Annotated in this window: 23 protein-coding genes; 5 read left to right on the forward strand and 18 right to left on the reverse strand. The window is 55.9% G+C overall.

The window, feature by feature from the left end:
• Positions 1-2 precede the first annotated feature (2 nt).
• The 5 genes from R5M92_RS08320 to R5M92_RS08340 all read right to left on the reverse strand — a co-directional run bounded on the left by R5M92_RS08320 (position 3) and on the right by R5M92_RS08340 (position 5,741).
• Positions 3-2,354, reverse strand: coding sequence for an AAA family ATPase (locus tag R5M92_RS08320; protein ID WP_346795450.1), 2,352 nt, complete (start codon positions 2,352-2,354; stop codon positions 3-5).
• A 291-nt stretch (positions 2,355-2,645) separates the two neighbouring features.
• Positions 2,646-2,981: a DUF427 domain-containing protein gene (locus R5M92_RS08325; RefSeq protein WP_346795451.1), complete on the reverse strand. Its 336-nt coding sequence runs from the start codon at positions 2,979-2,981 to the stop codon at positions 2,646-2,648.
• An 84-nt stretch (positions 2,982-3,065) separates the two neighbouring features.
• Positions 3,066-3,854 (reverse strand): carbon-nitrogen hydrolase family protein, encoded by a 789-nt coding sequence (locus tag R5M92_RS08330; protein ID WP_346795452.1) that lies wholly within the window; start codon positions 3,852-3,854, stop codon positions 3,066-3,068.
• A gap of 40 nt (positions 3,855-3,894) precedes the next feature.
• The gene (locus R5M92_RS08335; RefSeq protein ID WP_346795453.1) at positions 3,895-4,506 is read right to left on the reverse strand and encodes a glutathione S-transferase N-terminal domain-containing protein; all 612 of its coding nucleotides are present in this window, start codon (positions 4,504-4,506) and stop codon (positions 3,895-3,897) included.
• A gap of 35 nt (positions 4,507-4,541) precedes the next feature.
• Positions 4,542-5,741 (reverse strand): YbfB/YjiJ family MFS transporter, encoded by a 1,200-nt coding sequence (locus tag R5M92_RS08340; RefSeq protein ID WP_346795454.1) that lies wholly within the window; start codon positions 5,739-5,741, stop codon positions 4,542-4,544.
• Between the two features lie 199 nt (positions 5,742-5,940).
• Between R5M92_RS08340 and R5M92_RS08345 the strand changes: the two genes are divergently transcribed.
• Complete coding sequence (locus R5M92_RS08345) at positions 5,941-6,831, forward strand: LysR family transcriptional regulator (RefSeq protein ID WP_346795455.1); 891 nt, start codon at positions 5,941-5,943, stop codon at positions 6,829-6,831.
• A gap of 38 nt (positions 6,832-6,869) precedes the next feature.
• Here the strand turns inward: R5M92_RS08345 and R5M92_RS08350 are convergent, their stop codons facing one another.
• From R5M92_RS08350 to trpB, 4 genes are all read right to left on the reverse strand, one after another.
• Positions 6,870-7,763 carry a dihydrodipicolinate synthase family protein gene (locus tag R5M92_RS08350; protein WP_346795456.1) on the reverse strand — a complete coding sequence of 298 codons (894 nt, stop codon included), beginning with the start codon at positions 7,761-7,763 and terminating at the stop codon, positions 6,870-6,872.
• A gap of 30 nt (positions 7,764-7,793) precedes the next feature.
• Positions 7,794-8,114, reverse strand: a complete 321-nt coding sequence (locus R5M92_RS08355) for a hypothetical protein (protein ID WP_346795457.1) — start codon at positions 8,112-8,114, stop codon at positions 7,794-7,796.
• A gap of 95 nt (positions 8,115-8,209) precedes the next feature.
• Positions 8,210-9,049 (reverse strand): tryptophan synthase subunit alpha, encoded by an 840-nt coding sequence (trpA, locus tag R5M92_RS08360; RefSeq protein WP_346799307.1) that lies wholly within the window; start codon positions 9,047-9,049, stop codon positions 8,210-8,212.
• Between the two features lie 44 nt (positions 9,050-9,093).
• A complete protein-coding gene (trpB, locus tag R5M92_RS08365) occupies positions 9,094-10,323 on the reverse strand; it encodes a tryptophan synthase subunit beta (RefSeq protein ID WP_346795458.1) in 1,230 nt (409 codons plus the stop codon).
• A gap of 115 nt (positions 10,324-10,438) precedes the next feature.
• Here trpB and R5M92_RS08370 point away from each other — a divergent pair, with 115 nt between their 5' ends.
• Positions 10,439-11,368, forward strand: a complete 930-nt coding sequence (locus R5M92_RS08370; RefSeq protein WP_346795459.1) for a LysR family transcriptional regulator — start codon at positions 10,439-10,441, stop codon at positions 11,366-11,368.
• Here R5M92_RS08370 and R5M92_RS08375 read toward each other — a convergent pair.
• Entirely contained in the window at positions 11,358-11,987 is a 630-nt protein-coding gene (locus R5M92_RS08375) for an SDR family oxidoreductase (RefSeq protein WP_346795460.1), read from the reverse strand. The genes R5M92_RS08370 and R5M92_RS08375 overlap by 11 nt on opposite strands.
• Positions 11,988-12,454: 467 nt before the next feature.
• Between R5M92_RS08375 and R5M92_RS08380 the strand changes: the two genes are divergently transcribed.
• Both R5M92_RS08380 and R5M92_RS08385 read left to right on the forward strand, forming a co-directional pair.
• The gene (locus R5M92_RS08380) at positions 12,455-12,964 is read left to right on the forward strand and encodes a hypothetical protein (RefSeq protein WP_346795461.1); all 510 of its coding nucleotides are present in this window, start codon (positions 12,455-12,457) and stop codon (positions 12,962-12,964) included.
• Positions 12,965-13,028: 64 nt separating this feature from the next.
• Positions 13,029-13,397, forward strand: a complete 369-nt coding sequence (locus R5M92_RS08385) for a hypothetical protein (protein WP_346795462.1) — start codon at positions 13,029-13,031, stop codon at positions 13,395-13,397.
• Positions 13,398-13,569: 172 nt separating this feature from the next.
• On the opposite strand, the gene R5M92_RS08390 is transcribed toward R5M92_RS08385, so the two are convergent.
• The 4 genes from R5M92_RS08390 to R5M92_RS08405 all read right to left on the reverse strand — a co-directional run bounded on the left by R5M92_RS08390 (position 13,570) and on the right by R5M92_RS08405 (position 18,813).
• Positions 13,570-14,259, reverse strand: a complete 690-nt coding sequence (locus R5M92_RS08390) for a VIT family protein (RefSeq protein ID WP_346799309.1) — start codon at positions 14,257-14,259, stop codon at positions 13,570-13,572.
• 68 nt (positions 14,260-14,327) lie between these two features.
• Positions 14,328-15,653 (reverse strand): adenylosuccinate lyase family protein, encoded by a 1,326-nt coding sequence (locus R5M92_RS08395; protein ID WP_346795464.1) that lies wholly within the window; start codon positions 15,651-15,653, stop codon positions 14,328-14,330.
• A gap of 3 nt (positions 15,654-15,656) precedes the next feature.
• Complete coding sequence (locus R5M92_RS08400) at positions 15,657-16,652, reverse strand: TAXI family TRAP transporter solute-binding subunit (protein WP_346795465.1); 996 nt, start codon at positions 16,650-16,652, stop codon at positions 15,657-15,659.
• A 58-nt stretch (positions 16,653-16,710) separates the two neighbouring features.
• Complete coding sequence (locus R5M92_RS08405) at positions 16,711-18,813, reverse strand: TRAP transporter fused permease subunit (RefSeq protein ID WP_346795466.1); 2,103 nt, start codon at positions 18,811-18,813, stop codon at positions 16,711-16,713.
• Between the two features lie 180 nt (positions 18,814-18,993).
• On the opposite strand from R5M92_RS08405, the gene R5M92_RS08410 reads away from it, so the two are divergent.
• Positions 18,994-19,722, forward strand: coding sequence for a GntR family transcriptional regulator (locus R5M92_RS08410; RefSeq protein WP_346795467.1), 729 nt, complete (start codon positions 18,994-18,996; stop codon positions 19,720-19,722).
• 71 nt (positions 19,723-19,793) lie between these two features.
• On the opposite strand, the gene R5M92_RS08415 is transcribed toward R5M92_RS08410, so the two are convergent.
• The 4 genes from R5M92_RS08415 to R5M92_RS08430 form a co-directional block, all read right to left on the reverse strand.
• The gene (locus tag R5M92_RS08415; RefSeq protein WP_346795468.1) at positions 19,794-20,798 is read right to left on the reverse strand and encodes an NADP-dependent oxidoreductase; all 1,005 of its coding nucleotides are present in this window, start codon (positions 20,796-20,798) and stop codon (positions 19,794-19,796) included.
• A gap of 166 nt (positions 20,799-20,964) precedes the next feature.
• Positions 20,965-21,696 carry an oxygen-insensitive NADPH nitroreductase gene (gene nfsA / locus R5M92_RS08420; RefSeq protein WP_346795469.1) on the reverse strand — a complete coding sequence of 244 codons (732 nt, stop codon included), beginning with the start codon at positions 21,694-21,696 and terminating at the stop codon, positions 20,965-20,967.
• A gap of 73 nt (positions 21,697-21,769) precedes the next feature.
• Positions 21,770-22,420: a hypothetical protein gene (locus R5M92_RS08425; protein ID WP_346795470.1), complete on the reverse strand. Its 651-nt coding sequence runs from the start codon at positions 22,418-22,420 to the stop codon at positions 21,770-21,772.
• Positions 22,421-22,635: 215 nt separating this feature from the next.
• Positions 22,636-23,592, reverse strand: coding sequence for a lysylphosphatidylglycerol synthase domain-containing protein (locus R5M92_RS08430; RefSeq protein WP_346795471.1), 957 nt, complete (start codon positions 23,590-23,592; stop codon positions 22,636-22,638).
• Between the last annotated feature and the right edge of the window lie 4 nt (positions 23,593-23,596).

Below are 23,596 nucleotides of genomic sequence, written 5' to 3' on the forward strand. Positions count from 1 at the left end.
AATTAATTCTCTGCAACGTCAAACTCAGTCAACGGACGATCAAGCTCTATATCAAATTGAATATAACCAACAGATTGTTCGATTCTAATTATTCGACCTTTTAGGTTGTTATATATAACAGGTTTAAATCGTTCAGATTCAAAAAAGAGAACGGGATCTCCTACTTTGTATGTCGAATCCCCCCAGTTTATCGCCGGATTAGGGTTACCACTTTGAAGGAATCTATTAATATTATTAATCCCGTACAACCCATCGTAATTTAAACACAGTATAATTTCGTCATTACCTTGAGACTGGAAGATACTCGAGTCTAATATCGACGAATAACCATGACGAACCATAGCTTCAGTTAAGTCATCATCGATATTTCTAACTTTATTCCAGAAATCTAATAGCGAATGACTCTGCGTTCTAAACGGCGTTGTTAATTCAAAGACTGAAGAACTAGGAATAAAAGAACGAATCACTTCGAACCAATTGCCAAACTGTATTGACTCAATTTGATACACATCGCCAACAAGAACTATCAATTTTGCTGTATTCTTCTCTAACACCTTCAAAAAATCAGAATTACTAACGGTACTGCATTCATCGATGACAAGAAGGTCATAGTCAGGCAAAAAAGGGTTATAGCTACTATGAATTTCACTACTTACGGTTCGGAAATCAGAATTTTGCGCCGTAACCTTACGCATTAAGTTATCTTTAGCAGGATTCGTATGGGCCAAAAACAACTTTCTCTTATCACTAAAGTAGTGAGCAATATGGTCCAGCATTGTGGATTTACCTGTACCTGCCGCGCCATATATAAGAGCAACCTTCGAATTGCTAAACAATTTAGTCAAAGCCTGGTATTTCACGGTATCATCGATACTGTGAGCTGACTCATCTATCCAACGTGTTACTGCGTGGGTATATCCTGATATCCCAGAAGAAGAAAATTGTTTTAACCTTTCAATAATTTTGTAAGTATCTTCTTCGTATCCATTTATAAAAACGTGCCCTTTATCAAAAACTAAACGTCGAATTTCTTTATGTTTTTTATAAATTCGATCATTAAAGTCGTTTATTAACTTCTCAACATCTCCAAACTCGATTAAATCTCCGATCGGGGTATACAAAACTCCATTTCTTTCAACGTTATTTCTAACACGTCTAGCCAGAAGCTCATGTTGACGCCCCACAAAATCGATACAATCAAAGAGATCCCAAAATCTCGGATTATGTTTAGGGAGAGATGTACAAAAAGGCATCTCATCAAATGGAATACTACTGAAAGAAAATTTCAGATTTGACAGTAGCCTACATTCGTCACGATTATATTGAGACTTCAGTAATTGATTATTCATCCTCAAAAGAAGATAGCGAAGAATATTACCACCACGTTGAGACGCTTTAATGATCTGTCGCGCTTTATCCAAAAAAACGAATATTTGAGAGGCGTTATTTGTAACTAGCGCTCCTAGTCTCACTTGCTGGTAAGTTTGATCACTCATACACATCAGATCATTTAGATTTCGATAACCCTGTGTCAAAAAGCTCATTAAATATCGATATTCTTGTGAAGATGTACTGCCTGTTACCGAATAACCGAGTAAGCGGGCGAAATTTTTTAGCTCACAAGAACGAATAGAAACTTCCCATGCAAGAATTAAAGTAATAGGCATAACTTGGCCTAGCACTTCAATTTGATCGCGTCTTAACGTTAGATTAACCGCGTACTTGTCCGCTATCTCAAGATCAGTAAAAGCAATGACTCGATCAAACTTACTCACCTTATTTACCGCACGACAAAAGGTCACCTCATAGTAGATCCGACCATTAAATATAAATGGACGATTTTTTTGAATATAGTAACGATCTTTTCTATCTCCAACATAATTAGTGTTGCGTGAAAGTTCAATTCTAGCAGATATTTTTTCATGATATTCGCGTAACGAAGGATCCAAATCGACAGGAAATGATTCAAGATTGGGTATTATTTGAAGAGAGTAATATTGATAAACGGCGGCTCTAATTCTATACAAATATTCATAGTATTTGAGCATTAATCTTTCTGATGCATCGCCATCAAAAGTGTAATGCGACGCTACCTTTTGAAGTAGCTTATGGAATCGAAAAATAAAATTTAATTTTCCATTCCCGCTAATATGCTGCAGTGCTGGGTTAATTTCGGGGTAAGAGAACTCGGCATCTAATGAATTGCGATAAAACAATACCGCCACCCCTTCAACCAAATTTCTAACTTGAGCAAGTACGTTCTGAGACAGAAGCTCTCTGTTATCACTAAGATTGGCGATATTATGATAAATAGCGCCGCTTGCGTTTTGAACTTGATCAAACACAGTAGCCATTAATGGTTTGATTCCTTATATATTAAGAGGTCAGAGCAACTATAACTTCAACTTCCGCTTTGGGTCAAAATCGGACTTACTAAACCAATCATATAATAGTTATTACCCCCTCCTCTAAATAGCCTCAATGAACGCGCCGGAGAATTCATTAGGAATATACAGCAATTTATTTATGACCCACTCTGTTAAAATAAAAATAAATTAATTTAAAGTGGGAAACATAATATAGATTATCGTGCTGGCTGTATGACACGGCTGAATCAGCATGTTGCTTTCACCGAAGGGGCAGCTTTAGGTCGGAAAGAGTCTCTCACCCACTCCCTCATAAAACGCCACCCCACCCGCAATAGCCTCCATCCACTCAATCGGTTCCTCATAACTCCAAGCAATATCCCGCCGCTCACCCAGCGAAAAATACACCGTATGCCCTTTAAACGGGCAATAAGTGGTCGTTTCTGAAACGGTGAGTAAGTCCATCCGCACGTCTTCACGTGGGAAGTAGTGGCGCGGCGGGTAGCCGTGTTCGCGGAGTTCCACCGTATTGCTGGAGTCGGCTAGCAGAATGCCATCCACCCGCACTTGCATGCGCTGCTGGGTAGGGTGAAGCGTTATGCGGGCATTCTGCATTTTGTTGTCCCTGCGGCATTTTTTGCTCTAATGCTTCGAGACTAGCAGTTAATCTAGGTTAAGCCCACTTTAGGTGATTAGTTTTTAGTCGGTAATGGATGCTTTGGAAGGTAGGTGAGTCATCACTTCCACGTTACCGCTGATGTTACCTTGGTCAATACGGCACAGTATTAAGCTAGCTTCCGTGCCGTTGGCTTTCACGGTTAGCTCCCCTGCTACGTTCCAGCCACCGCTATTGCCACAGGTTTGCCAACCGCCCGTGGTGGAAACGTGGTTGGCGAGCAGTGCCGGCAGTTGGTGGCGCTTTGCGATGGCGGCGAGCAGCTCGGCATCTTTTGCATAGCCGCCTGGGGAAATGAGCGCGCTGGCGAGGTAAACGTCCGCTTGTTGGGCGGCGGCGGTAGCGGCGTGGCGTTGGTGGGTGAAGTCGGCGCATACGGCCAGGGCGATGCGGGTGCCGTTGACGTTGATGAGGCCGCTTTCATGGCCGGGGGCACAGTAAACCTCCTCCCCTTCGTGAAGGTGCTGTTTTAGGTAGAAGGTGTGTTCGCCGTTGGGGAAGCAGATCACCGCGGCGATGTGGGGTTTGCCGTTGGGGTTGTGCAGGGGGCAGCCTGCAATCACTACTGTGTTATTGGCGACGGCAGCGGCGGTGAGCGCGGTAAAGGTGGCGTCGTCGCGGGGCATGACCAGTTGGCTAAGCAGCGCCAGCTCGTAGCCGGTGAGCGAGAGTTCGGGAAAGGCCACCACGTTGGCCCCCAGCGCGGCGGCGCGTTCTATGTAGGCCAGGTGCGTTTGTAGGTTGTCGTCTACCGCCGCTTTCGTGACGGGTAGTTGGGCGAGCGCGATGGTGATGGCTTGGCTGTTGGTCACTTTTATCCCTTGGCTGGCGGGGTGCGGGAAGGGTCGCAGGCTAGGCGAAGGCGGTTTGCACGAAGCTGGTTCGTGCCGTGACACCCGCATGCCACGCGGCAAGCTGGGCATGCTCCTCTTTCCAGCGTATCTCTGGCAGCCGGAAGGCGAGGTACTCCAGCGCGACCGCGATAGCGATATCGCCCAGGTGGATCGATGTCGCCGTGGGTTTGCCGCCCAGCTCGCTGTTCAGTTGATTCAACAGCCGCTGCATGGCCCTTGCCCGGCGTTGGCCCAGCACGCTCTCGTCACTCTCGTTGCCATGATGCTTTCTGGCAATCACGGTCGTGAACGCGGCGTCCATCAGGTTTTGGCCCAGGCCTGCCAGGTGCAGTACATCACTCAACGGGTTGGTGGGCAGTATGGGCGGGGTGGGTGTTCCGCTGTCCAGACTGTCCAAGTACATGGCGATCAGCATGGATTCGCTCAGCGTGGTGCCCTCCTCCGTCACCAGCGCGGGGATGCGCCCGGCGGGGTTGGCCTTGAGAAGATCGGCATCGTCGGCCCAGGGATCGCACCATTTGAGCGTCACGGTCTCCATCAAGCCTTTTTCCAGCAGCACGATGCGTACCAGCCGCGCATAGGGGGATGTTGCGTTCAGGTAGAGTTCCATGGTGGCCTCCCTTCGTCTAAATAGTGCTTGTTAGGTTATTGGGCAGAAGCATGCGTGCGGCGCTGCTGTACGCCCCGGCTAAGCAGTACCAGCAACAAGCCAAGGGCAAGCGCCATGCCGCTGATGGTGAAGAGTGGCGTGTAACTGCCCCACATACCAAACAGCGCCGACATACCATACCCTGCCCCTGCCTGGGCGGCGGCGAACGCGGCCGTGGCTCGCCCCCAGAGCTGCTTGTGGGCGGTAGGCCCGACCAGCTCGGCTAGGCGGCCAGAGGTGAGGGCGACGATGCCGGGAATCATCGCTCCTACCATGAACGAGGAAATCGATTGGCTGAGCAGGGCAAGCGAGAACACCGGGAGAAGAACGGCGGCGGCCTTGGCGGCAAAAGCGATCATCAAGCCGCCTTGCCAACCCACGCGCTGCGCCAGTGCCCCCACCATGAACGGCCCGCACAGCGCCCCCACCCCGAAAATGCCCCATTGCAGGGAGGCGGCTTGCTGGCCGAGGGCATGCTCCCTGGCCAGATAGTCCACCCAGAATACGGTATGCGGTACGAACCCCACCGCATCGAGGGCGTAAGCGCCAATGACCAGCAGCACGATGACTTTTACGCCCGCATTACGTACGGCGCTATTACCCACCGTGCGTGTGATGCGGGGTGCGGGCAAGCGCGCGACGCCACGGTCGCACAAGACGCCCGCCGCTAAACTAAGCAGGCCCAGTGTCCCCCAGGTGAGCGAGAGGCTGACCCCGAGCAGTAACGGCACGACGAAGGCGGACAGCAGCGCGCCAGCGCCAATACCGGTAAACACCAACGCGCCGACACGGGTTCGCCTTTCCGGGGGCGTGGCCGCTAGCGCCAGCGAAGGGCCTACGACCATCAAGATCCCCCCGGCCACTCCCGACACCAATCGCCAGAAAAAGAACCAGAGAAAACCACCTGCCCCAGCGCAGAGCACGAAGCTGAGCCCGATACTCGCAAAGCTTGCCCCCATCACCAGGCGAGGCGAAAAGCGCTCACTCAGCGAGTGGGCAACGAGCGCGCCGACAAAATAGCCCAGCAGGTTAGCCGCCCCTAGATAAGCGCCCTGGCTGGCGCTAAACCAGCCTTGCTGAATGATCGCGGGCAACAGGGGCGTATAGGCGAAGCGCGCGATGCCAATCGCCGCGAGGGTCGCCATGATGCCTGTCATCAGCGCAGGCAAATCGTCGGTAGTGAGGGTTCGCGTCATCACGCCAGTTCCTTTTGGAGCCACCCTGGGTAGGTCGGCAGCAAGTGGGTACCCAGCCAGACTACGCGTGCAGGCGCGTTTCCTGGAAACGATTCGTTTTGATCGCTATTATCTTTTTTTGCGATAGCGCTTGTTTTGAGATAGCGCTCGTTTGGAACACCACTTTTCGATAGCCAATCACTTGGTGGAGAGATGGGCCATGCAACTTAAATCACTGCGACTGTTCATGGCCGTCGCCGAAACAGGCAGCTTCGTGGCGGCGGCAAAACAGCTGCACACGGTGCAATCCAACGTGACGGCCCACATCAAGAAACTGGAAGAAGAGCTGGGCGTACAGCTGATTCATCGTGCGGGGCGCGTTCGCCCGACGAGTGCAGGCTGGGCGCTGGTGGAGTACGCCGAGCGCATGCTGACGGCGCACGATGAAGCGGTGTCGCTGTTCCAGGGCCAGGAAAAAGCGTGTGGGCGGCTGCGCATAGGCGCCATGGAAACCACGACGGCACTGCGTCTTCCGCCGATACTGGCGGCGTACCACGCGGCGCAGCCTGACGTCGATATCCAGCTCAAGACCGGGCCCACGGCGGATCTGGTCGAACTGTTGCTGAACGGGCAGGTGGACTGTGTCTTCGTGGCTGGGCGGCTCGAGCATGGCCGCTACCACTTGCTCAAGGCTTTTCGCGAGCAGCTCGTGCTGGTGGGTGCAGCGCCCATGTCGGCGATGCCCTCTTCCCAGGAACTGCTGGCGTCCGCCTTTCTGGCATTTCGCCAAGGGTGCAGCTACCGCCAGCGCATCGAGCTGTTGCTGGCCTCCCAGGGTGTCAATGCGGGCCGGATATTCGAGTTCGGCTCACTGGACGCGATGCTGGGCTGTGTCGCTGCCGGGATGGGGTACACGGTGCTACCCCGTGGAACGGTCGATGCTCACCGGCACCGGTTCGGGATTCACACGCTGGAACTGCCTGCGTCCATCGCCAATGTCGATACCTACTTTGCCGCCCCCGAACCCGAGACCTGGACACCCGCCCTGGCAGGCTTCGCTGACACGTTGCGTGACGCGGTGGTGGATGAGCCCCAGCTTACTGCGTCGTGAATGGGGACGGGCCGTTGTCTGGCTCCTGGCCGACGCCCTCAGCTTAACGAGAGCATATCGATAACGGCCTCCACTCTTTTTCGGGCTTCGCCTTGTAACGTTCGTAGCGGCTGGGGCAGGCAGGGCTGGCTCACGTTACCGGTGAGTTCCGCGATGGTGGCCGCGACCCGCAGGCTGCCGCCGTATTCTTGATAGAGTGCCCATAGCGGCTCAAGCGCTGCGGAACGGGCGATGGCTTGCTCGGTATCCCCCGCTTGGGCGGCGCGGGTGAGCGCCAGCGCAATTTCCGGGTATAGCCCGCCGATCACCGAGTACCAGGCATCGCACCCGGCGAGTAATCCTGTGGCGGCGGCCGGGTCGCCACTGATGCCGATAGTGACGTCACTTGGGAGTAACGCGCGCAACCCTGCGACTCGTGCCTTTGCAGCGGCAAGGTCGTTCTGCACCGGCGGGATTTTAATCGAGGCCACCTGGGGCAGCTGGGCGATGCGGCCATGCAATTCGTCGCTGAAATGAAAGTGGGTGGTGCCGGGATTGTCATACACGCAGAGCGGCACGCTTAACGAGCGGCAGACCGTCTCGTACAGGCTGAACACTTCGTCATCGGTCAGCTTCTGGTACGAGACCGGTGCCAGCAGCACGCCGCCTGCGCCTGCTTGCTGGGCGTTTTCGGCGTTGGCCAGCACATCCCGGGTGCGTAGCGCACCAATGCCCACCACCACTGGCACATTGCCGGCATTCTCGACGCTCAGCTTGGCCACGCGGGCGCGCTCTTCACTGCTTAAATAGGCGTAGTTGCCGGTCGAGCCCAGCACACCGATAGAGTCCACCTCTGCCTCGGCCAAGCACTCCACTAAGCGAATGAACTCATGCTCATTAACGCCCTGCTCGTTCATGGGCGTTAGCGGAAACGCACTGAGGCCGGTAAACATGGTGTGTTCCTTTTGGAGTGGTTGGCTTACTTACTGCCCAAAGTTAATGCCCAGGCGCAGAGCTTGCAGGCTGTCGAGTTGCACCGTGACGTCATCTGAAAATAGCGGGTGGCCTTGTACGCTCATGTTTACCGCCGCCTGGGAGCCACGATAGCCAACAGTAACGGCAATAGTGGCGGTATTGCTCACCGGGGCCAGCAGCCCATACTCCACGTTATCCACGCTCACCGTCGAGAGGCCGCGCGCCTCCAACTGCTGCTCGACTTCCTGTTCGATAACGACGCCGTAGTATACGTACACACCGGCGTAGCCTAGCGCCAGCAGCACTATCAATGTAACGAGCTTGCCCATGATCTTCCTTTGCTTCCCAATCGAGTGCGTTGCCGCCACCCAGGCGGCAGAAGCGCTGATAATGCCTGTGGCCATCGATCGGCAGCAAGGGTTAATCAGCTGGCTTGCGGTTCGCGCACTTCACGGCACGCCCTGACGCTTTCCGACAACTCGCTGACCAAGCCATGTACTCGCTCCACGGCTTCATCAGGTGTATCGGCGTGTTCGATGCAGTCGACGAGTGCAGAGCCGACGACGACCGCGTCGCTGAAGCGGCCGATGGTGGCGGCCTGCTCGGCGGTACGGATGCCGAAGCCCACGGCGATGGGTAGCTGGGTGTGTTTGCGAAGCCCTGTTACCGCGCTTTCCAGCCGTTCCGGCGTCGGCGCATTGCCGCCGGTAACACCCGCCACGGAGACGTAGTAGATAAATCCGGAGGCGTTAGCCAGCACCTTGGGCAGACGCTTGGCATCGGTAGTCGGGGTGGCCAGGCGGATGAAATCGATGCCGTGCCGGGCCGCCGGCTGGCAGAGCTCTTCGTCGTGTTCCGGGGGAAGATCCACCACGATCAGCCCATCCACCCCGGCGCGGGCGGCATCCGTCAGAAAGCGCTCGACGCCATAGCAGTAAATGGGGTTGTAGTAGCCCATCAGCACGATAGGGGTGGTGCTGTCTTCTTCACGAAAGCGGCGAACCATCTCCAGCGTCTTGGCCTGGGTCTGGCCGTTTTCCAGGGCACGCAGGGCGGCTTTCTGGATGGCGGGGCCATCGGCCATGGGGTCGCTGAACGGCATGCCCAGCTCGATGATATCCACCCCCGCAGCGGGCAGCCCGTGCAGCAGGCGGCGCGAGGTCTCGGCGTCCGGGTCGCCGGCGGTCAGGTAGCTGACCAGCGCCGGGCGGTTGCTTGCTTTGAGTGCGGCAAAACACTGATCGAGACGAGACGTGTTGTTCATGGCCTGATTCACGATATTGTTCATGGCGTTGTCCTGGATCGTGCTCATTGATAGTTATCTCCCAAGTAATGGGCCACGCTCATCATGTCCTTGTCGCCACGGCCACTCAGGTTGACCACCATCAGGTGATCGCGGGGAAGCGTTGGCGCACGCTTGGCGACTTCAGCCAGGGCGTGGGCGGTTTCCAGTGCGGGGATGATGCCCTCCTGGCGGCAGCAGACTTGAAACGCTTCCAGCGCTTCGTCGTCGGTGGCGGAGACGTACTCGACCCGCCCCTGCTCGTGCAGCCAGGCGTGTTCCGGCCCGATGCCGGGATAATCCAGCCCCGCCGAGATCGAATGGGCGTCGCTGATCTGGCCGTCTTCATTTTGCAGTAAATAGGTGCGGTTGCCGTGCAGCACGCCGGGGGTGCCGCCGTTCAGGCTGGCCGCGTGCTTACCCGTACTCACGCCCTTGCCGCCCGCTTCTACGCCAATCATCTGCACGCCTGGGTCGTTCAGGAATGGATGAAACAGCCCCATGGCGTTGGAACCGCCGCCAATGCAGGCCACCAGCGAATCCGGCAGGCGGCCCTGCTTCTCCAGCATTTGGCTGCGGGTTTCGTGGCCGATCACCGCCTGGAAGTCACGCACCATGGCGGGATACGGATGCGGCCCGGCCACGGTGCCGATGATGTAGAAGGTGTCGTCGACGTTCGTTACCCAGTCGCGCAGCGCTTCGTTCATGGCGTCTTTCAGCGTGCCGGTGCCGGAGGTAACCGGAATGACCTCTGCGCCCAACAGTTTCATGCGGAACACGTTGGGCTGCTGGCGCTCGATATCCGTGGTGCCCATGTAGATCACGCACGACAGGCCAAAGCGCGCCGCCACGGTGGCCGTGGCCACGCCGTGCATGCCTGCGCCGGTTTCCGCGATGATGCGCTTCTTGCCCATCTGCTTGGCCAACAACACCTGACCGATGCAGTTGTTGATCTTGTGCGCGCCGGTGTGATTCAGCTCTTCGCGCTTGAGGTAAATACTCGCGCCTCCGAAGTGCTCAGTCAGCCGCTCGGCGAAATAGAGCGGGCTTGGCCGCCCCACGTAATCGTTCTGGAAATACGCTAGCTGGCGCTGAAATTCGGGATCGTTCTTGGCGGTGGCGTATTCGTCCTGCAGCTCCAGGATCAGCGGCATCAACGTTTCGGCGACGAAACGGCCCCCGAAACTGCCAAACAGCCCGTTGGCATCGGGCAGGCTTGTCGCTGGGTTAGCCGATAAGTTCACAGGTTGGTTCATCACGACCTCGGGGGCGTTAGCAGATGCCTTCACGTTACCGCAGGCAAAGCGCGTGAAAAATCGATAAGATGTCGGCTATTCGTGAGTTTAACTCAACTATCCGCCAGGACATTCCATGCAGAACAGCATGCCGCCGCTTGGCGCCCTGCGCGCCTTTGAAGCCACCGCCCGGCTGGGTAGCGTGACCGCCGCTGCCGATGAGCTGAGCGTGACCCACGGCGCAGTGAGCCGACAATTGAAGAGCCTGGATAAGCATTTCGGTGTGGCGTTGTTTGCCAAGGCGGGGCGCGGGCTAGTGCTTACCCACCATGGCGAGCGGCTGCAAGGTGGTGTGAGCGAGGCGTTTTCTCGCCTGCGCAACAGTTGCGCCGCGCTCAAGCATGAGGTCGAGGAAGCCGCCTTCACCCTCGCCTGCCCCGGCAGCCTGCTGGCACGCTGGTTGATTCCCCGGTTGGATCGTCTGCACCAGGAGCTGCCCCAACTGAAGCTGCAAGTGGTGGTAAGTGAAACCGATCAACCCGGAAAATCGCTGGATGCCAGTGCTACCCTGGCGTTCCTGGAACCGCCCTGGCCGGCGGGTGTCGAGGTCATTGAGCTACAATCCGAACATATTTGTGCGATAGCAAGCCCCCAGCTGGCGGCACGATGCGACCCCACCCAGCCGGAAACCTTATTCGCCAACAAGTTGTTGACTACCGCCTCGCGACCCCAGGCGTGGCCCCAATGGGCCAGCGCCCAAGGGCTCGGTCACGCCGCGTTGGAAGAGGCGCTTCAGCAGGGCCAGGAGTTCGCGCATCTTTACTATTTAATCGAAGCCGCCGTGGCGGGGCTGGGCGTGGCAATCGCGCCCCGGCTGTTGGTGGAAGACGACCTGACAAGCGGACGGCTGGTGGCGCCCTGGGGGAGCGTCGAGACCTCCGCCCGCCTCTGCCTGTGGCTGCCCGGTCAAACCGACTTACTCACCCACCCTCGCCGCAGCGAACCGCTGGCGGCATGGCTCAGGCGCGAATTGGGAGCGACTACGACAGGAGCCGTTAGCGGATGATCTCTTCGATCGGCCGCTTCCCGTCCAGCAACAGATACTCCTGGTTGATCACGCCAGGGTTTTGCACTACGTGCAGCAGCGCGTGGGCGACATTGGCACGTGAAATCTGGTTATCGCCCGCCTCGTCAACAGTGCTGGCGAACCGGCGGCTGGCGGCCTCGTCGGTCAAGCGTCCCGGTTTGAGAATCACATAGGGAATATCGCTGCTGCGCAGGTGGGCATCGGCGGCGAACTTGGCGGCCATGTAGGGGCGCATTTTCTCGGGCGCTTCCAGCGGCTTTTCCGCTCGCATCGCGCTAACCATGATGTAGCGGGCCAGGCCTTTTTGCTTGGCGATATCGGCGGCGCGAATGGCACCGTAAAGATCGATCAGCAAGGTTTTATCCGGGCCGGTATGGGGGCCGGAACCCGCGGTAAAGACCACCTGATCACATCCTTCGAAGGCGTACTCGAACTCGCCTTCCAGGTCCGCCACAACGGGCTCGATGCCGCGCTCGCGGAACCACGGCGCCTGCTCGTCCTTGCGGATCATCGCCTTGATGGGGGTACCGGCTTGCTGCGCCAGTTCGCAGAACTGTTTACCGATCTGTCCGTTTGCGCCGATCACTAATGCGGTCATATCGCCTCCTTTATCGACCTGTGTTCATAGACCGAGCCGATGATATCGCCCGCTATCGCGACGATCATATGCGCTACTTTACTGTAAGTTCATACCTTGCATCTTGATAGCGTCAGCGTAGTGCTGATTTTCTGTCCAATGAAATACCGAGGTGTAACCGCTGAAACCTTGAATGACTCTATACCGTCGTTCTTCGACGCGTTAAGACGAAATGATTGTAAGAAATGTCTTACAAGGATCTAGAAATATGACTTACAAATCAAATAAGAAAAGAATGATATTATTAACAATAATTAACTAGAAAGTATTAATACCCCATGCATAAGGATGTCGGGTATGGGGTGCCATGTCAGATACACCCTGAAAAAACGAATTTGGTATCACGCCAAATGCGCAACTTCCAAAGTTGTGTAACAAAAAGACGGCAACATTTTGCCAATCAAAAAAATGATCAAAAGGGAACATGAATGAAAGTGCTCAAATTGACTGCTGCTATTGCTACGTTATCACTGATGACAGGTTGTGCTTCGATTATTGGTGATAAGGAGCAAACCGTGACGATAAATAGCAGCCCGAGCAACGCTGATGTACTGATCACGGATGAGCGATCAATGGAAGTGCATAACGGCACTACGCCCGCCACTGTACAACTGAACAAGTCGGATGGCAGCTATTTCGGTGGTAAGACCTATACTGTCGAAATCTCAAAAGATGGTTATGAGAGCCGTACCATGATGATCAACTCCAGCCCTAATGGCTGGTACATTGGCGGCAATCTGATCTTTGGCGGGCTAATCGGTTGGTTGATTGTCGATCCGCTGACTGGTGCTATGTATAACCTTACCCCCGATACTCTTAATGCCTCTCTGGGAGAGCGCGTAGCTACCACCGATGGCGATACCGAAATCACCTTGGTACTGGTCGAAGATGTGCCCAGCCACATGCTCGACAAAATGCAGTACCTTGGCAAAATCTAAGCCATTATCAGCACCGCCTTCGGGCGGTGCCCTTCTTTGTCTTAAGATTTCGGTATGAAACGTAATGAAAAAATGTATCTGGTCTCTTGTAGGCTCGGGTGTCGCTATTATCTCACTAGCAGGTTGCAGCTCCGTCGGCGTACAGCCTGTCTCGGTAGGCAGCGCCAAACCTGCAAACTGCACACTTGATCAATATGCCAGTGAGCGCGACATAGAACGTCCCCACGAAGTCGCATGTGTGCTCACCTCGAAAACCGGCACGACGCTGATGCATGATAAAAGCGCTTCAGCAGCGATTGATAACGCTCGCGCCGATGCGTGCGCCTGCGGTGCGGATGCTATTGTCGTTGAGTCCGCCGAGGAAGAAGGCATTACACTGATGACTTGGGGCCAAGGGAAAGCAACACTTAAAGCTATGCGCTATCTAGATTGAATTAGCCGCTGCCTGGTGACTTCCAGAGAAGTAAACTGTTGCCCGGTAAGCCCGTTGGGTATCTAACAGGCTTACCATATCTATCGATACTTCGAGTAGTGGCCAAGGCCAAACTGCGAATGTATGCCTGTATGCCTTGTGGCAGGTTCGGTAGACAAGACGATCAACCCCCTCAGGCTACGACGCCGAACATGCCTCCTATGGCTGATGTCAGAACCATCGCCAACGTCCCCCAGAACGTTACGCGTATCGCGGCTTTCAGCACCGGTGCTCCACCGACACGGGCGGCCACGGCCCCCAGGAGAGCAAGAAAAAACAACGAAAACAGTGCCACCAACGGAAGAATGAGCGAGCGAGGAGACCCCCAAGCAACCAGTAGTGGCAGCAGTGCACCGATGGTAAAGGTCGCGGCCGATGAAAACGCGGCCTGGAGTGGGCGTGCCTGATTGTTTTCGGCTATACCAATGTCATCGCGCGCGTGGGCAGCCAATGCATCATTATTCATCAATTGCCGGGCAACTTGACGAGCCAACTCGGGTGTCAGACCTCGTGCTTCGTAGATGTCGGCAAGCTCCTCCAGTTCAGCATCGTACCCCTCGGCCAACGATTTTCGTTCAATCTCGAGATCGGCGTGTTCAGTATCGGCCTGGGAACTTACCGAGACATACTCGCCTGCCGCCATGGACATGGCGCCGGCCACCAGACCGGCGATGCCTGCCAGCAGGATATCGCTGTGCGCCGTGTTGGCCGCCGCTACGCCCAATATCAGGCTGCTGGTCGAGACAATACCATCGTTTGCTCCCAGCACTGCGGCTCGCAGCCAACCGGTACGGTGAGAGCGATGGGGTTCGGTATGGATCATGGGCTTGTCATCAGCAGGTGTCTTCAAGAATCCTGTTTCCCCATCTGATCGTGTGAAGTGACTTTCTTTCAAGTCACCTTGGATAGCACCCTGTCGACCATCTCTGCAAGTGCGCCGTCCAGGCTAGCTGGCTGAAATACGCTATCGGGCATATCGATTCCAGCCTCGCCCAATGCTTGCTTGAGACTTACCCCTTTTTCTTCGACTACTCGCTGACAAACATCGTGCAGGATTTGGTGTGCCTCTACGCGCCCCACTTGTTTAGCCAAGTGCAGCATGGCCGCTTCGGCATAGACCAAGCCTTCCGATAGATTCACGTTACGGGCCATGGCTCCTGGCTTCACGTCCAAGCCCTGCACGAGTTCCACGGCCAGGGATACGGCGCCGGCCGTTTCTGTCATTGCCGCCACCAAGGCACGCCTCTCGCCATAGCCGTGACCTATGGCGCGCTCATGATCCTGCAACATGGCTTCCAGCACCCGTGACGGATAACCACGTATATCACGGGCGGCTTCAATAATCGCCTCGCAAAGTACCGGATTACGCTTCTGCGGCATGGTCGAGGAGCTTCCTCGGCCTTCGGCAGCCGGTTCGTACAACTCTCCAACCTCTGTCGACATCATATGAGAAACATCGACGGCGATTTTACCTAACGCCGCCGCAAGGGAGGCCAAGGCATAGACCACATCCGCCATGCGGTCGCGAGTGACATGCCAGCTGATATCGGGCTCCTTGAGCCCCAGTTTGCGGGCCAATCCCGCGCGTATGGCCACCCCGCGTTCCGGCAATGCTGCCAATGTTCCGGTTGCCCCCCCGAACTGTACGACGGCGGCGCCATCAAGTGCCTTTGCCAGCACGAGGCGCCGGCGTATCATTTGATCCAGCCAGACAGCCACTTTATAGCCAAAGGTGATGGGTACAGCGTGCTGAAGCTTGGAGCGTCCCACCATCAGGGTATGTCGATGATTAGCGGCCAGTCCGGCAAGCAGTGTCTCGAGCTGTGCCGACTCCTGCAGAACTGCTTCGCCAGCCTCACGTATCTGTAGTGCTTGTGCCGTATCCATGACATCCTGGGTAGTGGCTCCGTAATGTACCCATTGCCCCGGGGCACCAGCCCGCTCAGCCAATTGCTTCACCAGCGGGACAATCGGGTATCCCACCTGCGCAGCTTCGCGATTCAGCGCCTCCATATCCAGCGCATCGCGCCGGCAGGTGGCCTCGATAGAGGCCACGGCTTCCGGGGGAATGACACCCAACGAGCCTTGGACTTCGGCCAAGGCTCGCTCGAAAGCCAAGTACGCATCGACCGTCCCCTCCTCACCAAAGATGGCAGCCGAGCGTAGATACCCCTCCTTTTGTGATAGCAGGCCCGGGGCCGACGATGCGAGGCTCATTCGTTACTCACCCTCTTGCTGTGGCTGGATATCGTCGGGAATCTCGATGCCGACCTCTTTGTAATAACGCGCAGCGCCCGGGTGGAGAGGAATAAAAGTATTGTTGAGGATGTTTTCGGCCAACGTATCCTTGGCAGCGGAGTGGGTCGAGCGCATGCGCTCGTTATTTTCCAATACTGCCTTGGTAATCTCGTAAGCCAGTTCCTCGGACATACCGGCATCAACGGTCATGAAATTCCACATGGCGACCGTTTGTAACTCACCCTGGGGCGTTTCGTAAGTACCTTGGGGAATGGTAAATTCCACCGCATAGGGATTCTGCTCGAGAATTTCTGCTTGTACCTCGTCCGTCATGCCGAAAATCACCACATCCTGAGTATTTTCCAGCTCCGACAATGAGGGGTGCGGAATACCGCCCGCCGTGACGATGGCATCCAAACGTCCATCGGCAAGCTGGCTGGCCTGGTCACCGATTCCGCCATACTGCAGGTTTGCATCGATTTCCATGTCTGCGAGCCAACGTGTCCAGTATTCACCTCCCGTACCGGCCCGCGGCCCGGCACCCAACCGCTTGCCATTGAAGTCTTTGATGGCGGAGACCTCGGCACTGACCGGGGCAATCATCTGGAAGGGAGTCGGATACATTACAAATAGCGCACGTAGATCACCGTATTTCTGTCCCCCCATCAAGCTCAGTTCTCCATTCATTGCTTCATAGGCGGGGCCGGAGGTCACCATCGCCAGTTCCGCCTGGTTGCTTTGCAGCAAGACCAGGTTCTGAGCGGGCCCTTGCGTCTGGCGCGTGGAAGTAGGTACACCGACGACATCACTGACCACTTGTGCCACCCCTTCACCATAGATGGCATATACACCACCCGGCGAAGCGGTAGAGATGGTCAGTGACGAGGGGCGCTCCTGTGCCGTGGCAGTGAGGCTGCTAGCGAACGCCACTGCAGCTGCGGTGGCGCATAGCAGGAAGCGTGATTGAAGACGCGTCATTGAAAGTACTCCTTCGTTGTTGTTCATGTTGATGTAGGAATCGCATGGTCCAGGACCACTAATCAGCCGCCTGTAGCGACAGCCCTTCTCTGCGCCGACTCCATAGAATCAGCGCAGCCGCGAGGACGAGCCCAGCAACATCGGTGTACAGGCTCGACCAGAGCAGCAGCAGAGCAGCCAGGGCTGCAAGCACTCGTTCTATCGCGCTCGCCTTGCCATTCAATTGGCCCTCTCCCGCGACTGCAATAAAGTAAATTGCTATCAGCGCCGTGCCGAATACATGTGCGGTTTCCACCCAACTGCCCATCAACAGAATTTCAGGGCTGGTGTAGAACATGAATGGCAGAATGAAAGCCGCCAGTCCGAAACGCATGGCACGTATGGAGGTAGGCCAAGGCTTTCCTCCCGCGATTGCCGCCCCGGCAAAGGCTGCAATCGCGACTGGCGGCGTAATGGCTGAAATGACAGCGCAATAGAACACGAACATGTGGGCGGCCAGCGCTGAGACCCCTAGCTGTTGTAGCGCTGGCGCCACCACGGCAGCGGCAATGGCGTAGGCAGCGGTCGTCGGCATTCCCATGCCCAATACGATGGAAATGATCATGGCTAGCAGGAAGGCCAACTCCTCACTATTCCCTGCTGCTGTCAGCAGTAATGAAGAAAAACGTCCTCCCAGCCCGGTGAGGCCCAGCACACCGACGACAATGCCGGCACAGGCCATGACGCTAATCAATTGCAGGGATTTTCTGGCCGAGTCGCCCATGCCCGAATAGGTCAGTGACGCAATGGCGCGAAATGCGTTGGGCAGCTCTCCGACACGACCCTGGAAAACTGCAAGGATGATAATCAGACCGGCACTGAGCAATGTGGCGATGGCTCCCGCAAAGTTGACCTGAATGCCTGTCAGCGGCAGGAGTACAAAAAGCGCCAGCGGTAGTGCCAGCAATGTGGAGGGAAGATTCAGCTCACGACACAGCATTACCAGAAGCGTCGAGGCCAGCCCCCAGGTACCTGCGGCAATGATCGAATACCCGGACATCAACAAGTAGAGAAGCACTACCAGGGGTAGCAGCATGAACATGTCACGTACCAGTTCAGAGAACTTGGGAAGTTCGGCACGCGGTATACCTTGAAGACCCAGCCGTAACGCCTGGCGGTCAACGGTCAAAAAGATGGCGATATAGAACAGCAGGCAAGGAAGCGCCGCCGCCAGAATAATTTCCGAATAGGGGATCCCGGTAATTTCGGCCATGATGAATGCCCCGGCTCCCATGACGGGGGGCGCCAGCTGCCCACCTGACGACGATGCAGCCTCGATGGCGCCAGCACTTTCACGTGGATAACCGACCCGACGCATCATAGGGATGGTAAACGTTCCCGAAGCCACGACGTTAGCTACCGCCGACCCCGATACCGTGCCGAACAGCAGTCCCGAAAAGACCGACACTTTGCCCGGCCCACCACGCGTGCCTCCGAACAGCGCCATGGCAAGCCGCATGAAATATTGACCCGCCCCGGAGGCCTGCAGGAATACGGCAAAAGCTACGAACAGAATGATGTAGCGCGACGATGCCGCCACGGTCATGCCAAAGATCGCTTCCTGGCTATAAAGAAAAGAGAAGAAATTATCTGCCTGAAACCCTGAATGGCGCAGCATTCCCGGTAACCAAGGCCCCACAAAGATGTAAGACACAAAGACCAGCGCGATGATCGGTAGTACGAGCCCCGAAACCCGCCTGGCAAATTCCAGCACTACCAACGTCCCCAGAGCACCACAGATAAAATCACCTGCGGTGGTGATGACTCCGGTGCGCATGATCAATTGATCAAGATGGACGATGATGTAACCGCTACAGCCAATCGCGGCCATGACCAGCAGCCAATCAGGCAAGGGTACCCGCGAACGATGCTCGCCTCGCCACGCCTTCAGCCCTACGAAAGCGATAACGGCCCCCAGGTTGACGTGCAATACCCGGTAGACCCATTCGTCGATTGACCAGAAGTTGAGTACGGCAAGATGAAACAGTGCGTAAGCTGCCGAAAAAACACCCAAAGCGACCATCATCCATGGCGATAACGTACGATCATGACCTTCTGCATCCAGCTCGGTCGCTTCATCGGATGCCGCATACTGCTGCTTGTTCATTTGATTGTTATTCATCTCATCTTCACGCCTTGGCGTCTCCTGCTCTACCTGGCCGGAAATTTGGGATTATTGAGACATTGTGCATCTTGCCAACTTGTCCGTACAAGATTTCTTGTACGAATAAGTAGCAGTTAGCTAGGATAACTGTCAAGTAACCCATAAGATGAGAGTGTTCAAAAAGGCAAAGGCAAGGGAATGAAAAAGCGATATACCAATGTGGCTCAGCTCATCATGCAAGCTATCCGATCCGAGGGTATGCAGGTGGGCGACCCTATGCCGAGTGAAGCAGAACTCTGTGCTCGTTTCGGTGTTAGCCGTTCTACCATTCGCAGCGCATTGGCGCAGCTACAAACGTTAGGCCTGGTAGAGCGCAAGCAGGGAGCGGCGACTCGCTTAATCGCCACGCAAGCCGCGCCTACCTATGTACATTCCATGAAGGCCAGTGGAGACTTATTGCAATTCGCAGGTCCTTCCTGGCGTCGAGTTCAGAGTATCGCTCCCCTTATTGCCGACGAAGCTCTTGCATCGCAACTCGACAAGAGGCCAGGTAAACATTGGATCCGCATCAGCCAGACCCGCCATATCGAGAGCCAATCCGCCCCTGTGGGCTGGACAGATGTCTATCTATGCCAGCGTTACGCCGACATTGTCGACGATATTCCAGACTATACGGGACTGATCTATACCTTGCTTGAAGAACGCCATCAGGTACTGATTCACGAAATTTGCCAAACAGTCAGTGCTGTGCCTGTGCCGGAGCATCTTGCCGAACAGCTCGAGGTTCGAGCAGGAGATCATGCATTGCGCCTGACCCGGCATTACCTTGATGCAGAAGGCGAAAGTTTGCTTGTTTCAATCAATATCCTGCCCGCCACAAACTATAGCTACGAGATCCGGCTCAAGCGACAAGGCCAGGTTTCTTGACACTTAAGTCAACGGTCCTTCATGGCGCAGCCTCGCAGCTAATGGATGAAAGCTGGATAAAGCGCAAAAGGCTATTGATTCAACTTGACCAGCATCTTGCCGGTGTTGCCGCCTTCGAATAATTCGAGGAACGCATCCGGGGTGCTTTCCAGGCCTTCTTTCACCGTCTCTTTATAGTCGAGCTTACCCTCGGCGACCTGCGGAGCCACTTCCTTCAGGAAGTCTGGATAGTGGGACCAGTGATCGGCCACGATAAAGCCCTGCATTCTGACCTTACGCGCGACCAGCTCGAAAAGATTGCTGGGGCCAGGGGTGGGCTCCTTGGCATTGTAGCTTCCGATCATGCCGCACACGGCGATGCGGGCGCCTTCGTTGAGCTGGCTCAACGCAGCTTCCAGGCAGATGCCGCCGACGTTCTCGAAGTACACGTCGATGCCCTCGGGGCAGGCCAGGCGAATGGCATCGCTCAACTCGTGAGCGTTTCTGTCCCGGTAGCTAACCGGCTCGACGCCCAGGGACTCCAGCCACGCCAGCTTATGCGTTGCCCCGGCGATCCCGACCACATGGCAGCCTTTCGCCTTGGCAAGCTGCACAACGAGCGACCCGACCGCTCCGCTGGCGGCACTCACCAGAACATTATCGCCGGTCCGACACTCCGCAATCAGGTTGAGTCCGGTCCAGGCGGTCATGCCCGGCATTCCCAGTACTCCCAGATAGGCCTGTTCGGGCACTTGAATATCGGGCAAGGGATGGACGCCTTCGGCAGGGATCTGGGCAATATCGCGCCAGCCACCCATATGATTCACTATGTCCCCTTCCTTAAGGCGCTCGTCGTTGGAGGCGATCACCTCGCCGATGGCGCCGCCTTCCATTGGCTTGCCAAGCGTGAAGGGCTCGACATAGGTGCGCACCCCGTTCATGCGACCTCGCATGTAGGGGTCCACGGAGAGCCAGTGGTTGCGAATCCGTACTTCGCCCGGGCCTAGTTCGGGCAGGTCCTCGGTTTCCAGCTTGAATAGCTCACGCTCGGGTAGGCCCTGGGGATAATCGGTGAGCGTGTAAAAGCGTGACTGCATGATGCCTCCTGCAAGGTTTTGTCGTTTCACTGCTCCTGTAGCATAGGAACTATTAGCCTGCTTACAAGGAATTCGTCTATTGGCTTCACAGGAGACCATCGGAAAGCTGAGTCGTTCTCTCTGCCTTGGCGGCGAGACAGTCGGCGCGGTTACCTACTGGCAGCTTTTACTTCATTTCAAAGCCGCGCTTGACCAGGAAATCATGCATGTGCGGGCGCAGCTTGGTATCGAACAGCGGCTTGAGATTGTGCGACCAATCGGTGTCCTTGTTACTGGTGCTGCGCGCGCCGTAGTAGGTCTTCATGGTGGTATCGAAGGAGCCCACCTGCTCGTCGTCTTCGGTGTAGTAGTCTTCCTTGAGGATCGCTTCCACCGGCAGACGAGGTTTTACTTCAGGCTCATGAGCGGGGTACCCAAGGCACATGCCGAACACCGGATAGACATGCTCGGGAAGACGTAACAGATCGCTGATTTCTTGCGGATTGTTGCGAATACCGCCGATATAGCAGATCCCCAGCCCCTCGGATTCGGCGGCGACCGCCACGTTTTGCGCCATCAGGGCGGTATCCACGGTGGCCACCAATAGCTGCTCGGTCATGCCCCGCACGACATTGGCGCCGGTGCGCTCTGACGCCTCGGTGGGCCGCTTCATGTCGGCACAGAAAACCAGAAAGTCCGAACAACTGGCGATATATCCCTGGCCACCGGCCAATTCCGCGATCTGCTCGCGGTTGGCGGGATTTTTCACATGAATGACGCTATATGCCTGTACATGGCTGGACGTGGCGGCGCCCTGCCCGGCCTGGATGAGCTCGATCAGTAGCTCCCGCGGGATCTGGCGGTCGGTGAACTTGCGGATCGAACGGTGGGATTTCAGGAGCTGGATAACGTCGTTCATGGTACCTCGCTTAGTGGTAACGGTCGTTTCTGGAGCACTAGAGTGGCTCAGTTGAACGGCATTATCCTAACGTCTATGCCGAAGCCCCACCAGCACCCGATGACTGGGAGTGCTTCAGGTCGCGGACCGTTACGCCGGTGAACTTCTCCAGAAAGAACACCAGGGTCGCGGGGTGTCGGAAGCGCTCTTCGAAGCTTTCCTGGCCATCCGGGGAGCGTCGCATCACGCTGGCTTGATACTTGTCGCCATTCATTTCTACCTTGACGCTGTTCTCGCGGCTTCCGTCACGGCTCACCGCCGTCAGTTGCTTCTCGTTCGCCAGCATGGCGTCCAGTCGACGAGCGGCTTCCAGCTCGTCGGCGGAGGCCCATAGCGATTGGTCGCGATCTCCATAGCGGTACAGGATGGCCACCAGCAAGGCCGCGAAGATGCTGCTGGTCAGCATCCAGATCAATGTCTCGCCCGTTACGGACCCGGTCAGAATCACGAACAATTGAACCGCAACGCCCACCGCCAGCAAGCAGGCGAATGGCTGCCATAGGCGGGGACTCAAAAAGCCGCGATGCAGCATGTAGCCCCATAAACCGACCACGGCCAGAGCTCCCACCGCGAGATGAATCGCGGAAAGAGGGGTGCCTCCACCGAACAGAACGGCGATGACGCCGATGACGAGTAGCAAACTGTAGAAGATTGCCAGAAGAATGTAGGCGCGTTCGAGATTCATCGTTGTCACTCCATCCAGGTTAGCGGCAGGCGTTGCTCGCGTATCCGCCCTTATTGTTATTAATGAATATTATTGTTATTGACGACTATCGTTATAAACGACTCGTTTGCAGTATAGGCGAAGCGGCAATTACCGTGCCGCCACCGTGAATGGCTTTTCAACGTCTGGTGCTTCAGCGCATGGTGCCGCAACGTCTGATGCAACGACTCGGCATCTCACGAGCGCTTCCTGCCCCATCGCTCCAGGAACAGGTACACCAGGCACGCCACCGCCAGCGGAATCAGAAAATAAAGGGCGCGATAGCCGATCAGAGCGGCGAGTATCTCGCTCTTCGCCACTTGATGTTGCAACAAGGCAATGAACACGGCTTCGAGCACACCCAGCCCGGCGGGAATGTGGGTCACCACCCCGGCGATGCTACTGACGAGCAGAATACCCAGTATGCCGGGATAAGCGACGCCTTCAGGAAGAAGCACGTAAATCAGCAGCGCCATCAACGACCAGTTCGCCGCCCCCAGAGTCGCCTGCATCAGCGCCAGTCGAAGCGAAGGAAGAGCGATTTCATGATTCCGCCAGTGCCAGACGCGGCGTGGTGAAAAGCGGCAGGCCGCCAGGTAAACGATGGAGACGGCCAACAGGGCAAAGCCGATCAGCTGCAAGCCGAAGGCGCCGATCTGCCAATGCTGCGGCAACTGGAGAAGCCGAAAGGAGAATAGCATGCCCGCGAGAATCATATAGCCCAGCCAGTTGGTGACCAAGCTGACACTCAACACCCGAGTCACGGTAGATACATCCAGCCCCATGCGGGTGTACAGCCGATAACGCAAGGCAATTCCGCCAACCCAGGCCCCGAGATTCAGGTTGAAGGCGTAGCATACGAAAGCGAGCGGAAGCACCTGCTTGATGGGTAGCTCATGGCGGGTATATATCTTGCCCAGCAGATCATAACTGCTGAAGACGACAAAGCTGGCTGCAGTGATGCCAAGCCCCATCAAGATCAACGGGAGCTTGTAGCCCCGTAGCGTTTCCACCACCGCATTCCAGTCCATGTTTCTGACTAGCGAGAACAGCAGAACGCCTACCAGGATAAAGAACACTGCCGTTATGCCGCGCTTTAGCCACCGTTTCCATGGTTTGGCCTGAATGGAGCTTTCGTACTTGGCATCTGTCATTCGC

Origin of the sequence: Halomonas sp. Bachu 37 (assembly GCF_039691755.1) — a bacterium.
In the GTDB taxonomy this organism is placed as follows: domain Bacteria; phylum Pseudomonadota; class Gammaproteobacteria; order Pseudomonadales; family Halomonadaceae; genus Vreelandella; species Vreelandella kashgarensis.

What these genes read in the sequence shown, in the direction of transcription:
- R5M92_RS08385 (WP_346795462.1), top strand. Translation starts at nt 13,029, where the DNA reads ATGAAAAAATGTATCTGGTCTCTTGTAGGCTCGGGTGTCGCTATTATC.
- R5M92_RS08400 (WP_346795465.1), bottom strand. Translation starts at nt 16,652, where the DNA reads ATGACGCGTCTTCAATCACGCTTCCTGCTATGCGCCACCGCAGCTGCA.
- R5M92_RS08340 (WP_346795454.1), bottom strand. Translation starts at nt 5,741, where the DNA reads ATGACGCGAACCCTCACTACCGACGATTTGCCTGCGCTGATGACAGGC.
- R5M92_RS08350 (WP_346795456.1), bottom strand. Translation starts at nt 7,763, where the DNA reads ATGTTTACCGGCCTCAGTGCGTTTCCGCTAACGCCCATGAACGAGCAG.
- R5M92_RS08370 (WP_346795459.1), top strand. Translation starts at nt 10,439, where the DNA reads ATGCAGAACAGCATGCCGCCGCTTGGCGCCCTGCGCGCCTTTGAAGCC.
- trpA (WP_346799307.1), bottom strand. Translation starts at nt 9,049, where the DNA reads ATGAACAACACGTCTCGTCTCGATCAGTGTTTTGCCGCACTCAAAGCA.
- R5M92_RS08390 (WP_346799309.1), bottom strand. Translation starts at nt 14,259, where the DNA reads ATGATCCATACCGAACCCCATCGCTCTCACCGTACCGGTTGGCTGCGA.
- R5M92_RS08355 (WP_346795457.1), bottom strand. Translation starts at nt 8,114, where the DNA reads ATGGGCAAGCTCGTTACATTGATAGTGCTGCTGGCGCTAGGCTACGCC.
- R5M92_RS08320 (WP_346795450.1), bottom strand. Translation starts at nt 2,354, where the DNA reads ATGGCTACTGTGTTTGATCAAGTTCAAAACGCAAGCGGCGCTATTTAT.
- trpB (WP_346795458.1), bottom strand. Translation starts at nt 10,323, where the DNA reads ATGAACCAACCTGTGAACTTATCGGCTAACCCAGCGACAAGCCTGCCC.
- R5M92_RS08325 (WP_346795451.1), bottom strand. Translation starts at nt 2,981, where the DNA reads ATGCAGAATGCCCGCATAACGCTTCACCCTACCCAGCAGCGCATGCAA.
- R5M92_RS08425 (WP_346795470.1), bottom strand. Translation starts at nt 22,420, where the DNA reads ATGAATCTCGAACGCGCCTACATTCTTCTGGCAATCTTCTACAGTTTG.
- nfsA (WP_346795469.1), bottom strand. Translation starts at nt 21,696, where the DNA reads ATGAACGACGTTATCCAGCTCCTGAAATCCCACCGTTCGATCCGCAAG.
- R5M92_RS08395 (WP_346795464.1), bottom strand. Translation starts at nt 15,653, where the DNA reads ATGAGCCTCGCATCGTCGGCCCCGGGCCTGCTATCACAAAAGGAGGGG.
- R5M92_RS08345 (WP_346795455.1), top strand. Translation starts at nt 5,941, where the DNA reads ATGCAACTTAAATCACTGCGACTGTTCATGGCCGTCGCCGAAACAGGC.
- R5M92_RS08335 (WP_346795453.1), bottom strand. Translation starts at nt 4,506, where the DNA reads ATGGAACTCTACCTGAACGCAACATCCCCCTATGCGCGGCTGGTACGC.
- R5M92_RS08405 (WP_346795466.1), bottom strand. Translation starts at nt 18,813, where the DNA reads ATGAATAACAATCAAATGAACAAGCAGCAGTATGCGGCATCCGATGAA.
- R5M92_RS08415 (WP_346795468.1), bottom strand. Translation starts at nt 20,798, where the DNA reads ATGCAGTCACGCTTTTACACGCTCACCGATTATCCCCAGGGCCTACCC.
- R5M92_RS08430 (WP_346795471.1), bottom strand. Translation starts at nt 23,592, where the DNA reads ATGACAGATGCCAAGTACGAAAGCTCCATTCAGGCCAAACCATGGAAA.
- R5M92_RS08375 (WP_346795460.1), bottom strand. Translation starts at nt 11,987, where the DNA reads ATGACCGCATTAGTGATCGGCGCAAACGGACAGATCGGTAAACAGTTC.
- R5M92_RS08410 (WP_346795467.1), top strand. Translation starts at nt 18,994, where the DNA reads ATGAAAAAGCGATATACCAATGTGGCTCAGCTCATCATGCAAGCTATC.
- R5M92_RS08380 (WP_346795461.1), top strand. Translation starts at nt 12,455, where the DNA reads ATGAAAGTGCTCAAATTGACTGCTGCTATTGCTACGTTATCACTGATG.